This window comes from Mesorhizobium sp. WSM4814, from assembly GCF_055811595.1.
In genome coordinates this window covers 36,069-47,307 of record NZ_JBVVQT010000033.1, presented here as the reverse complement: position 1 = coordinate 47,307, position 11,239 = coordinate 36,069, and the positions used below count along the sequence as shown (strand labels likewise).

12 protein-coding genes are annotated in these 11,239 nt (G+C 63.5%); 5 read left to right on the top strand and 7 right to left on the bottom strand.

The window, feature by feature from the left end; genetic code table 11:
- Window positions 1-144: 144 nt before the first annotated feature.
- Both pncB and gcvA read right to left on the bottom strand, forming a co-directional pair.
- Window positions 145-1,449 carry a nicotinate phosphoribosyltransferase gene (gene pncB / locus AC0L2V_RS29975; RefSeq protein WP_473514466.1) on the bottom strand — a complete coding sequence of 435 codons (1,305 nt, stop codon included), beginning with the start codon at window positions 1,447-1,449 and terminating at the stop codon, window positions 145-147.
- A gap of 191 nt (window positions 1,450-1,640) precedes the next feature.
- The gene (gcvA, locus tag AC0L2V_RS29970; RefSeq protein WP_091596313.1) at window positions 1,641-2,615 is read right to left on the bottom strand and encodes a transcriptional regulator GcvA; all 975 of its coding nucleotides are present in this window, start codon (window positions 2,613-2,615) and stop codon (window positions 1,641-1,643) included.
- Window positions 2,616-2,837: 222 nt separating this feature from the next.
- On the opposite strand from gcvA, the gene speB reads away from it, so the two are divergent.
- The 5 genes from speB (at window position 2,838) to AC0L2V_RS29945 (ending at window position 6,585) form a co-directional block, all read left to right on the top strand.
- Window positions 2,838-3,899, top strand: a complete 1,062-nt coding sequence (gene speB / locus AC0L2V_RS29965) for an agmatinase (RefSeq protein ID WP_473521931.1) — start codon at window positions 2,838-2,840, stop codon at window positions 3,897-3,899.
- Between the two features lie 77 nt (window positions 3,900-3,976).
- Window positions 3,977-4,774 carry a transporter substrate-binding domain-containing protein gene (locus AC0L2V_RS29960; RefSeq protein WP_473521930.1) on the top strand — a complete coding sequence of 266 codons (798 nt, stop codon included), beginning with the start codon at window positions 3,977-3,979 and terminating at the stop codon, window positions 4,772-4,774.
- 21 nt (window positions 4,775-4,795) lie between these two features.
- Window positions 4,796-5,464 carry an amino acid ABC transporter permease gene (locus AC0L2V_RS29955; RefSeq protein WP_473514463.1) on the top strand — a complete coding sequence of 223 codons (669 nt, stop codon included), beginning with the start codon at window positions 4,796-4,798 and terminating at the stop codon, window positions 5,462-5,464.
- The gene (locus AC0L2V_RS29950) at window positions 5,461-6,108 is read left to right on the top strand and encodes an amino acid ABC transporter permease (protein ID WP_473514462.1); all 648 of its coding nucleotides are present in this window, start codon (window positions 5,461-5,463) and stop codon (window positions 6,106-6,108) included. The genes AC0L2V_RS29955 and AC0L2V_RS29950 overlap by 4 nt, the downstream gene beginning before the upstream one ends.
- 111 nt (window positions 6,109-6,219) lie before the next feature.
- Window positions 6,220-6,585: a hypothetical protein gene (locus tag AC0L2V_RS29945; RefSeq protein WP_473514461.1), complete on the top strand. Its 366-nt coding sequence runs from the start codon at window positions 6,220-6,222 to the stop codon at window positions 6,583-6,585.
- Between the two features lie 41 nt (window positions 6,586-6,626).
- Here the strand turns inward: AC0L2V_RS29945 and AC0L2V_RS29940 are convergent, their stop codons facing one another.
- From AC0L2V_RS29940 to AC0L2V_RS29920, 5 genes are all read right to left on the bottom strand, one after another.
- Window positions 6,627-8,030 (bottom strand): MATE family efflux transporter, encoded by a 1,404-nt coding sequence (locus AC0L2V_RS29940; RefSeq protein ID WP_128244683.1) that lies wholly within the window; start codon window positions 8,028-8,030, stop codon window positions 6,627-6,629.
- Window positions 8,031-8,297: 267 nt separating this feature from the next.
- Window positions 8,298-8,726 carry a nickel-binding protein gene (locus tag AC0L2V_RS29935; protein WP_473521935.1) on the bottom strand — a complete coding sequence of 143 codons (429 nt, stop codon included), beginning with the start codon at window positions 8,724-8,726 and terminating at the stop codon, window positions 8,298-8,300.
- 106 nt (window positions 8,727-8,832) lie between these two features.
- A complete protein-coding gene (locus tag AC0L2V_RS29930) occupies window positions 8,833-9,993 on the bottom strand; it encodes an acyl-CoA dehydrogenase family protein (protein ID WP_473507947.1) in 1,161 nt (386 codons plus the stop codon).
- A gap of 99 nt (window positions 9,994-10,092) precedes the next feature.
- The gene (locus AC0L2V_RS29925; protein WP_473507948.1) at window positions 10,093-10,923 is read right to left on the bottom strand and encodes a class I SAM-dependent methyltransferase; all 831 of its coding nucleotides are present in this window, start codon (window positions 10,921-10,923) and stop codon (window positions 10,093-10,095) included.
- Between the two features lie 31 nt (window positions 10,924-10,954).
- Complete coding sequence (locus tag AC0L2V_RS29920) at window positions 10,955-11,239, bottom strand: phosphatase PAP2 family protein (RefSeq protein ID WP_473508077.1); 285 nt, start codon at window positions 11,237-11,239, stop codon at window positions 10,955-10,957.

Sequence of the window (11,239 nt, the reverse complement as noted above, 5' to 3'; positions counted from 1 at the left end):
CCCTCGCCCCGCCCGCCCGGCCACAACCCACTCCCCGCGCCCCCGCCTTGGGGGGTTTTGTGCGGCCTTGCAAAGAGGGGGGTGGGCGGGAACTCACGCTATCCGAGATTTCCCTTTTGGCGAGGCGAAACCATCCGCAGCCCCTCACACCTTGACCAATTGCTCCACGCGGTCTTTCTCGCCAAATATGCGCAAATAGCGCTCGATCTCTTTTTCGTCGCCGGTGGCCTTGGCGGGATTGTCGGAGAGCTTGACCGCCGGGTGGCCATTGGCCTCGGTGACCTTGCAGACAAGCGAGATGGCGTCGAGCCGGTTGGTTTTGGTCGGCGCGCAGCCCTCGAAATCATTGGTCAGGTTGGTGCCCCAGCCGAAGGACATGCGCACCTTGCCGTGGAAATGGCGGTAGGTTTCCTCGATGGTCTCGACCTCGAGCCCGTCGGAGAAAATCAGCAGCTTCTGTCTGGGGTCCTTGCCCTTTCCGCGCCACCAGGAAAGGATCTTTTCGCCGCCTTCGATCGGCGGCGCGCTGTCGGGGCGAAAACCGGTCCAGTCGGCGATCCAGTCCGGCGCGTCACGCAGGAACGCCGCGGTGCCAAAAGTGTCCGGCAACACGATCAGCAGATTGCCGCCATAGTAGCGCTGCCAGTCCTGCAGCACCTTGTAGGGCGACTGCTTCATTTCCTTTTCCGAATTGGCGAGCGCGGCGAACACCATCGGCAGTTCATGCGCGTTGGTGCCGAGCGCCTCGAGGTCGTTGTCCATGGCCAAAAGCACGTTGGAGGTGCCGGTGAACGCCTCGCCGATGCCTTCCTTCAGCGCTTCGACGCACCAGCGCTGCCACAGGAAGGAATGGCGGCGGCGGGTGCCGAAATCCGAAATGCGGATATCCGGCAGCGCTTTCAGCCGCTCGGTTTTGGCCCACATCTTGGCCTTGGCGCGAGCATAGAGCACGTCGAGCGCGAACGGCCCGAACGCCCGCATGGCGGCGCGAGAGCGAAGTTCATTGATAATTGCCAGCGCCGGGATCTCCCAGAGCGTCGTGTACATCCACGGACCGCTGAAAGTGAGCTCGTACTGGCCATCGCGCTTGGAAAGCGCGTATTCCGGCAACTGGAAATTCTCGAGCCAGGCGAGGAATTCCGGTTCAAAAATCTGCTTGCGGCCATAGAAGGTGTTGCCGCCAAGCCAGATCATCTCTTTCTTGGAGAAGCGCAAGGTGCGGGCATGGTCGAGCTGATCGCGCAATTCCGCCTCGTCGATCTCCTCGGCAAGGCGAACCGAGGTGGTGCGGTTGATCAGCGAGAACGTGGTGTCGATCTTGGGATACATGCCCCAGATCATCTGCAGCATCAGCAGCTTGTAGAAATCGGTGTCGAGCAGGCTGCGGACAATCGGGTCGAGCTTCCAGGTGTGGTTGTAGACGCGCCGCGCTATATCGGTCTTGGTCATGTCTCGATGCCGCCTTCGCTGCTCGCCCTAGCTTTTGTTTAGCGCTTTTCCCGGGAAGCCGCTGCGCACTATTCCGGGAATTGCTCCAAATGCCTCTTAGCATTGAATTTTTGAATGCGCCTCCCGCTTTGCCGGCTGGCCCGACAAAAAGAAAAGGCTGCGGGAAGCGCGCTGCGTCGGCTGCAGCAACTTCAGGGCGCGGTCTTGGCGCCGATCACCCTCAGCGCCGGACGCTTCCTGCGGATGCCGATGCGGCCCGCCACCGGCGCATCGGCGCGGCCGTCGGCCTGCTCCTTTTCGGCAAACAGCCAGTCGATGAACAGCTGCACGATCGGCGCCGACCTCATCTCGTTGCGGCAGACGACATAGAAATCGTCGACCGCCGGCACCGACAGGCTGAACGGCGCGACCAGCAGTCCCCTGGCAAGCAGTCCGCTTGCTGTCACCGTATCGCCCAGCGCCACGCCATGGCCGTGGACAGCCGCCTCGCTCGCCATGCGCGCGTCGCCGAGATGATGGCGGCGGCCGCGCTCCAGATCCAGCGCGTCGGCGGCGGCCAGCCAGGTGTGCCATTCGCGGCCGTCGTCGCCGTGCAGGAAGACGTGATCGGCGAGGTCGCGCACGGTGCGGATCGGACGGTTGTTGATCAGCGTCGGGCTGACCACGGGGAACAGTTCGAGGCCCGACCATTTGCGCATCCAGCAATCGGTCCAGCTGCCATCGCCATAATGCACGCAGATATCGATATGCGGCGCGCGGACGTCCTTGGCGTCATTGGACGGGATCAGCGTCAGCCTGATATCGGGATACTGCGAGGTGAAGCTGCCGAGCCGCGGGATCATCCACAGCAGCAGCAGCGCCGGCACGCAGGACACCGACAGGGCGCCGGTGCTCGCCGGCCTCGTCATGCGCTGCGTGGCGGCGGCGATGCCGTCGAAGGCAGTCGACACCGCCGGCAGCAATTCGGCGCCGTGCGGCGTCAGCTTCACCCGCTGACCGGCGCGCTCGAACAGCTTGACGCCCAGCGACTGTTCGAGCGCCTTGATCTGATGGCTGACGGCGCCGTGGGTGACGTTGAGCTCAGCCGCCGCCTTGGTCAGCGAGGCATGGCGCGCCGTCGCCTCGAAGGCGCGCAATGGATTCAGGGGAGGCAGACGCTTGGCCATCGGAGCCTCAAAGGAACACGATCCCCCCGGTTTGGATAAGACCGTGCTCGACATCAATGTGAGATTTTCTCACAGCAAACACCCTAACAATATCAATTGATTTTTCAATGCAGCTGCAAGACACTTTGGCTCGTACCGCATCAAGACGTGAAATCCGCAGGCAGCCGGCAGGAATGGCGACCGTCATCGATGGCCGCACTGCACCAGCCATGGAGGACCGACATGGGTTATAACAGCGGCAAGCTCGAAGCGTTGCGCCGCAAATATGGCGAAAGCCATGGCGGCGAGATGTTCGACCCAAAATTCCGGCGCGTCGCCGACAAGATTTTTTCCAAGAGCGGCACGCGGCTGGCGCCCTATTCCGGCATCCCGACCTTCCTCAGCGCGCCTTACCGGGAAATAGCCGCCGACAATCCTGATTTCGGCGATCTGCAGGTGGCGATGATCGGCGTGCCGATGGACCTTGGCGTGACCAACCGGCCGGGCGCCCGCTTCGGGCCAAGGGCACTGCGCGCCATCGAGCGCATCGGCCCCTATAACCATGTGCTGGAATGCGCGCCGACACATGAGCTGAAGGTGGCCGACATCGGCGACGTGCCGTTCCAAAGCCGCTACCGGCTGGAAACCAGCCATGACGACATCGAGCGCCGGACGAACCAGATCGTCGACGCCGGCGTCATTCCGCTTTCGGTCGGCGGCGATCATTCGATCAGCCATCCGATCCTGAAGGCTGTCGGCAAAAAAGCGCCGGTCGGCATGATCCATATCGACGCCCACTGCGACACCAGCGGCCTGTTCGACATGACCAAGTTCCACCATGGCGGCCCGTTCCGCAACGCGGTGCTCGACGGCGTGCTCGACCCGTCGCGCACCATCCAGATCGGCATCCGCGGATCGGCCGAATATCTGTGGGAGTTCACCTACGAATCCGGGATGACCGTCGTGCATGCCGAAGAGGTGACCGGCCTCGGCATGCCCGCCATCATCGCGAAGACGCGCCAGATCGTTGGCGATGGCCCGACCTATGTGTCCTTCGACATCGACAGCATCGACCCGGCCTTTGCGCCGGGCACCGGCACGCCGGAAGTAGGCGGGCTGACGACGCGGGAAGTGCTTGAACTTCTGCGCGGCCTCAAAGGGCTCAACATCGTCGGCGGCGACGTCGTCGAGGTGGCGCCGCAATACGACGCGACCACCAACACCGCCCATGCCGGCGCGCAGGTGCTGTTCGAAATCCTCAGCCTGATGGTGTTCAGCCCGGCGATCTCAGGCAAGCGAGCTTAACGCACATCCAAGGCGGCCGCCGCGCTGGAGCCGGCGGCCGCATTCAAACAAAACAAGCTTCCAGCAGGGGAACGACAATGACATTTCACATGAAATCATCCATCGCCGCCGTGCTGCTGCTCGCCGGCTTCGGTCTTGCCACCCAGGCCGCCAATGCCGACGCGCTCGACGACATTACCAAGGCCGGCGCGATCAATGTCGGCATTTTCTCCGACTTTCCGCCCTTCTCCTCGGCCAGTGCCGATATGAGCATCAAGGGCTATGACGTCGACGTGGCGCAGTTCATCGCCGACCAGCTCAAGGTCAAGCTCAACTTGGTCAGCGTGACCGGGCAGAATCGCATCCCGTATCTTACCGACAAGCGCGTCGATATCCTGATGAGCGTCGGCTACTCCAAGGAGCGCGAGCAGGTGATCGATTTCGCCGCCGCCTACGCGCCCTATTATATCGCCGTCATCGGCCCGGCCGCGCTCAAGGTCGAAGGCAAGGACGATCTCGCCGACAAGTCGATCGCCGTCAACCGCGGCACGCTGGAAGATACGTCGCTGACCGAGGCAGCACCCGCCTCGGCCGACATCCGCCGTTTCGACAACTATAATTCCGTCATCCAGGCCTTCATCTCGGGTCAGACCCAACTGATGGTCGTCGGCAACGATGTCGGCGCCCAGGTGCTCGCCCGCCAGGAGGCACTGAAGCCGGAGCAGAAGTTCCAGCTTCTCACCTCGCCCTCGCATATCGGCCTCAACAAGAACGAGGACCGCCTGAAGCAGGCGGTCAACGACGCGGTCGCCAAGATGCTGGCCGACGGCAAGCTGGACGAAAGCTCGAAAGCCTGGCTCAAAACACCGCTCAATCCCGACAACCTCAAGGATTGATCTCCGAGGTAAGGACCTACCATGGGCTACAGCCTCGACTTCGGCTGGCTTGCCGATGCGACAGGTGCGATCGCGCGCGGGGCGGCCATGACGATCCTTTTGATCGCCGTGACCACGCTGGCGGGAACGTTCCTCAGCATCCTCGGCGCAGCAGGGCGGCGAAACGGCCCCTTGCTGCTCAAGCGGGCAATCGGCGTCTATGTCGAAATTATCAGGAACACGCCGTTCCTTGTGCAGCTGTTCTTCATCTTCTTCGGATTGCCCAGCATCGGCGTGAGGCTCGATCCGCTGCTGGCCGCCATGCTGGCAATGACGCTCAACATGGCGGCCTACACGATCGAAATCGTCGGCGCCGGGCTCGACGCGGTGCCGCGCGGGCAGACGGAAGCAGCCCTTGCGCTTGGGCTCAGGCTGCGTCAGGTCTTCGTCAAGATCGTGCTGCCGCAAGCGCTCAAGGTGATCTTTCCGGCGCTGACCAGCCAGATCATCATCATGATGCTGGAGTCCGCCGTGGTGTCGCAGATCGCGGTGCGCGAACTGACCTACGAGGCCGACATGCTGCAGGCGCGCACCTTCCGTGCTTTCGAGACCTATTTCGTGGTGACGATGGTCTATCTCGTCCTGTCGATGGGGCTGCGCCGGCTGCTGGTCAGCGGCGGCCGCCGCGCTCTGGGAGCCAGCGTGTCATGATCGAATTCACCTTCTGGGATATCGTCCGCAACCTCCTGCTCGCCGCGCGCTGGACGGTGCTTCTGTCACTGGCGGCCTTCGTCGGCGGCGGCGTGGTCGGCATGCTCGTGCTGTTCTTCCGGATCGCCAAGAATAAATGGGCGCGGCGCCTGGCCTCGGGCTACATCGCGCTTTTCCAGGGCACGCCGCTGCTCATGCAGCTCTTCCTGATGTTCTTCGGCCTGCCGATGCTGGGCTTGCGCATCGAGCCGTGGACCGCTGCAGCGCTTGGCCTGACCTTCTTCGCCAGCGCCTATCTCGCCGAGATCTGGCGCGGCGGCGTCGATGCGCTGCCGCGCGGCCAGTGGGACGCCGGCGCCAGCCTCGGCCTTCACTATCTGCAGGAACTCAGGCTGATCATCCTGCCGCAGGCGTTTTCGATCACCCGCGCCCCGACCGTCGGTTTCCTGGTGCAGCTGATCAAGTCGACCGCGCTGACCTCGATCATCGGTTTCGAGGAACTGGTCAGGACATCCAACGCCATCAACAATGCGACCTTCGAGCCGTTCACCGTCTATGGGCTGGTCGCCTTGATCTTCTTCGCCATGTGCTTCCCGCTGACGCAATATGCGCGCTCGCTTGAACGACGAGCGACGACAAACTAGCAAACCGCCTCGGCGCTTGGCGTTCGAATGCCTTCTTAGCTTCTTCGGAGCTATCTCCTTGTTACAAGAAGAGTTCTGTGTACTCTCCACATGCGTTAGGAAGGCTTGGGGATGAGAATTGCAATGTTGGTCGCGTTGGCCGCGACAGTGGCCGGGTGCGCGACCTCTCCGGTCGACTATGGAGCGTCGCTTTCGAAGCAAGACCGGAAATGGGCGTCGCCGGAATGCCAGCAAGCCCGCATGGAGGCTTCGGACTACGACGCTCGCGAAAAAAAGCAGCCGGGCTGGGGAACCGGCGTCTTTCTTGGCCCGTACGGATTAGGGCTCGCAGCAGCCATCAAGGAGCACCAGCAGAAGCAACGAAAATTGTTCGCCCGCGCGGTGCACTTGCGGTGCTCAAGCCTTCCACTGCCAAAGGAGTTGCAAAGCGACTTAAGCCCACAGGCCGCAATCGCAAATCGGACGAGATATCCATAGACGTCACGACCCCGTCCTGCTTCGTGACGAAGCCGCTTTCATCAATGCCCAAAGGAGAGCGGCGGCGCGATCTTGTCGCGCCGCAGCCAGCGCGCCAGGAGCAGCGCCGCCACCACCGCCAGGCCCAACGACAGGCCGATCCAGATGCCGACGCCGTCGAGCCCGGAATGGAAGGCAAGCAGCACGCCGAGCGGCAGGCCGATGCCCCAATAGCCGATCGCGGCATAGATCATCGGCACCTGGGTGTCGTGCAGGCCGCGCAGCATGCCGGCGGCCACGGCCTGGGCGCCATCGAAAATCTGAAACAGCGCGGCAAACGCCAGGAACGACACGGCAAGCCCGATCACAGTGGCATTGGCCGGGTCGGCGAGATCGATGAAGGCGCTGATCAGCAATTGCGGCCACAGGATCATCACCAGCCCCATCAGCGCCATGAACGAGACGCCCATGACAAAAGCGGTCCAGCCGGCGCGGGAAACACCTTCCGGATTGCCGGCGCCATGGGCGAGCCCGACGCGCACTGTCGCCGCCTGGTTGAGGCCGAGCGGCACCATGAAGCTGATCGAAGCGATCTGGATGGCGATGGCATGCGCCGCGAGCGAGGCGGCGTCGATCAGTCCCATGAGCAGGGCCGCCGCGTTGAAGATCGTCACCTCGAAGGCAAGCAGGCCGGCGATCGGCAGGCCGAGCCGCAGCAGGCCCTTGAAGCGCGGCCAGTCGGCCCGCCAGAACCGCCCGAACAGTTGGTAGCGGCGAAACTTCGGCTCAAGCGTCACCACCGCCGCCATGCCGGCGAACATCAGCATGCTGGACAGCGTGGTGGCGAGGCCGGAGCCGGCAATGCCCATCGAAGGAGCGCCGAGATTGCCGAACATGAACACCCAGTTGAAGAAGACATTGCAGGCGACGGCAACGAAGACGATGACCAGCGCCCAACCCGGCCGCTCCAGCGCCGAGATGAACGAGCGCAGGACGATATAGCCATAGAACGGCAGCACCGCCCATTCGAGCCAGCGCAGGTAGATGCCGGCCTGATACGCCAGCGCCGGTTCCTGGCCCATGGCCAGCAACACCGCCTCGCCGTACCAGAGAAATATCCAGATCGGGATTGAGATGAGGATTGCCAGCCACAGGCCCTGCCGCACGGTGCGGCGCAGATCGCGCACCGAGTGGCGACGGCGGCCGAGTTCCGTGGCGATCATCGGCGAGGTCGCCAACATCAGGCCGAGCCCGAAGATCAGCGGCATGAAATAGAGGTTGGCGCCGAGCGCGCCGCTGGCCAGCGTGTCCGGACCCAGCCGCCCCATCATCATGACATCGGTGGCGGTCATCGCGGTCTGGCCGAGATTGGTGAGCACCATCGGCCAGGCGAGCGCCAGCGTCGCCTTGATTTCCCGACGCCAAAGATTTTCCGGCGCGCGCGCGCCGGCTTCGATCGCAGACATTATTTCGCCTATCCGATTGCGGCGCGTCGGCAAAAAGGGCCGGAAGCCGCGTCTCAGCGCGGAAATGGCCGTGATCGGCCCGGATTCCGCATTATCCGCACGGCTTGTCCACGAAATGGGCAGCTATGGCAAGGGGGCTGGCTCAGGGGAAGAGTTGAGCCAGAGAGCGCAGAAGCCGCTATGATTAGCGGATTGAGATCATCTGGGGTTGGGCGCGAGATCATCGCGAGATCGTCAAAGTCGGGCGCGAGCGTGGATGCGACGATCTCAGGGGTGATTGGCTTGTCGCCCAGCTTGAAGCCCTGCTCGAAGGCGCGGTTGAGATGCTCGGCGAACTGGAGCGGCGTGCTTAATCTGGACGCCAGCAGGTCCAGCGCTGCAAGTTCGATCAAGGCGTCGATGTTGGCATCTGGGATCAGGGCGATCGCGATCGACCTCTATGACGGTCAGGCCGCAAAGACGCACGAGGAAGCGGAAAAATTGATGAACAGCCTCGATCCCGTCGCTGCCGGCCGGGTCGTCCCGCACGACCACTGTGTTTTGGACGACGGCGAACTCCTCACCCGGTGCGCCGATGCGACGGCCGTGCTCGCGGAGCGATTCTTCGTCGGGCGCCTGATAGATGCAGACCGACCCGATACGGCCGTCGGACTCGTTGACGACGTGGCTGCGAATCCAGCGAACCTGGTCGGACATTTCCTCGCCGACACGCTTTGACATCTCGGCGGCCGTACCCAATACATCCAGATCGGCCTAGGCTCCTCGGCGACGGATGACGTAGAGATCCGTCTTTTTGCTCCTTTCAGAACACCATCACCGATACGTCCTGGCCGGCGAGAATGGCGCCGGCCGTTGTCAGCGTGTCGTTTTTGACCAGGAAGTGCTGCGTCAGGGCATTGACGTCGCGCAGACGCCTTTGCAGAGGCGAAGAGGCATAGAGCGAACTGCCGCCGCCGGCGCGATAGGCGCTGGTCACCACCTCAGCGGTGCGGTTGGTTGCCCACACTGCCGCCGCCCTGATGCGTGCCCGATCCTCGATAGCCAGCGGTGATCCGCCTGCCACGGTCGCCCACACCGATTCGGCGCTCTCGTACAACAATGCTCGAGCCGCACGGAGTGCTGCGTCGGCATTGGCCAGCTCGAATTGGAAATAGCCGCTTCGGGCGAGAGTGCTTTCGGCGAGGAGAGGAGTCTTCTTGGTTGCCAATTCGATGATGTCGTCCAACGCGCCTTGCCCAATGCCCACAGCGATCGACGCGATGCTGAGTGATGCCAGGACCGGCGGCGGGATATTAACGATGACGGCGTCGATGCATGGCTTGTCGACGAGCGGAACGAGCGTCCGCTCGGACATCACAAAGACGTCGTCGACACGGAAGTGATGGCTTCCGGTCCCGCACAGGCCCGAGACGTTCCAGGTATTCTCGATCACAACCTGGTCGGGAGAGAACACCACCGTGCGCAGGTGGGGTACTCCATCCTCGATGCTCTCGACGTTGTTGCCGAACAACCAGTCGGCGTGCTCACAGCCGCTGGCGAAGCTCCACCGCCCCGTGACATTGTAGCCGCCCTCGACGGCCGTGACCGAGCCAGACGGGCTGAATACGCCGGCAAAGATGACGTTGCGGCGCGAAGCAAACAGGTTGTCGAATGTGGCACGGGGAAGCCCCACCAGGTCGATCCACGAGGCGCTGCCGATCATGACAGTCCAGCCCACCGATGCGTCGGCACGGGCGAGGGCCTCAAAGACCCTCATCCCGCTCGCCAGGTCGGCACCGAGACCACCGTGCGAGGTTGGCGTCAGGACACGAAAACAGCCGGCGCCTGTCAGTTCATCAAGCAGATCGCGAGGTATGCGGCGGGCACTCTCGATGTCTGCGGCGCGACTGGCGATGGTCGGGCCCAGCCGGCGTACTGCCTCGAGGGGGTCTTCGACGGTATGCTTTCGAGCTGCGGCGGTCATATCTGCCTCCTTTCGGTGAAACCTCTCGTTCAAGCGCGCAATGTTCACTGCGATCTCGACAGTTCGGCGTGATGTCACCATGTCGGCTACGCCAAGTCGTTACGGCCGCGCCAGCAGGCAGCGAAAAGTCGCCTCGATGTGATAGCTGTCGTCGGGCTGGCGGAAGGGCGCGATCGCCTCGGTGTGCGCCCGAGTCACGGCCTGCTCGCCGGAGTATTCCATGGCGCGTGCCGCAACGCCGGCGGAGTTGAGGCCGCGTACCGCCGTGGCTTCGTCCGGATAGACGAAGGGACTGTCGACATCGAACACGTCCACCGGTGTGAGGCCGGCCTCGGAGGCGAACTTGCGCAAAGCCTGCTCGTCGGACAGTGCGAAAGGTCCGGGCGCATTCGGCGGCGGTGGCGGCATCAACGGGCGCAGGGCGGCCAATAGCGATGCTGCCTGCATGCCTTCAGGATTGCCCCAGGTCATGATTACGACGGAACCGTTGGGCCGGGTCACGCGTCGCGCTTCGCGGAGCGCGACAAGGGGATTGCCGGCGTACTGGAATGAATTGAAGCCGGTGGCCACGTCGAAGCTGCCGTCATCGAAAGGCAGTTCCTCCATATCGCCCTGGCGGAAATCGCCTTCCGGCGTCCGCAGCCGCGCGATGTCGAGGAGCGCCTCGGCGGCGTCGATGCCCGACACCTCGGCGCCGCGCGCCGCGGCGATCTGCGCCGCCATGCCGGCGCCACAGCCAACATCGAGGTAGTGCGTCCCCTCCCTCATGTGCGTGTGCTCCAGCACCGCCTCGTAGACTGGACGAACCGTGCCCTCCTGGATCTCTGCCCAGTCCCTGGCGCGCGCACCCCACAGCCGGCCGTTGATTTTGGCTGTCCGCGGTTTCGCAGCGACCGACATCGCTTGGTTGAAAGTAAACATCGTGGACATGGTTCTAACTCCAATGGGAACGGTAAGCTTCTCACTCCTCCCTGTCGGTGAAGGCGCGCGACAGCACCTTCTCGGCGACCTGCCGGCCCACGGTCTCCCCTGCCTCGATATCGAAGCGGTAGTGGATGCCGGCCCAGATCCGCGACTCGCTCGCCTCCGTCGCGCGGGCGAAAAGCCGTTCGCGGTCGCGCGGGAAGAGGTGCGCCAGCACCGTCGCGCGGGCGGTCGACAGGCAAGAGTGAGCGGCTGGGTAGCTCGGGTGATTGGGCGAGGGGAACACGGTCTCGAGCTCGGGGTCGAGCTGCGAGGGCCGGAT

Coding starts and splice junctions, on each gene's coding strand:
- pncB (WP_473514466.1), bottom strand. CDS start 1,449: ATGACCAAGACCGATATAGCGCGGCGCGTCTACAACCACACCTGGAAG.
- gcvA (WP_091596313.1), bottom strand. CDS start 2,615: ATGGCCAAGCGTCTGCCTCCCCTGAATCCATTGCGCGCCTTCGAGGCG.
- speB (WP_473521931.1), top strand. CDS start 2,838: ATGGGTTATAACAGCGGCAAGCTCGAAGCGTTGCGCCGCAAATATGGC.
- AC0L2V_RS29960 (WP_473521930.1), top strand. CDS start 3,977: ATGACATTTCACATGAAATCATCCATCGCCGCCGTGCTGCTGCTCGCC.
- AC0L2V_RS29955 (WP_473514463.1), top strand. CDS start 4,796: ATGGGCTACAGCCTCGACTTCGGCTGGCTTGCCGATGCGACAGGTGCG.
- AC0L2V_RS29950 (WP_473514462.1), top strand. CDS start 5,461: ATGATCGAATTCACCTTCTGGGATATCGTCCGCAACCTCCTGCTCGCC.
- AC0L2V_RS29945 (WP_473514461.1), top strand. CDS start 6,220: ATGAGAATTGCAATGTTGGTCGCGTTGGCCGCGACAGTGGCCGGGTGC.
- AC0L2V_RS29940 (WP_128244683.1), bottom strand. CDS start 8,030: ATGTCTGCGATCGAAGCCGGCGCGCGCGCGCCGGAAAATCTTTGGCGT.
- AC0L2V_RS29935 (WP_473521935.1), bottom strand. CDS start 8,726: ATGTCCGACCAGGTTCGCTGGATTCGCAGCCACGTCGTCAACGAGTCC.
- AC0L2V_RS29930 (WP_473507947.1), bottom strand. CDS start 9,993: ATGACCGCCGCAGCTCGAAAGCATACCGTCGAAGACCCCCTCGAGGCA.
- AC0L2V_RS29925 (WP_473507948.1), bottom strand. CDS start 10,923: ATGTCCACGATGTTTACTTTCAACCAAGCGATGTCGGTCGCTGCGAAA.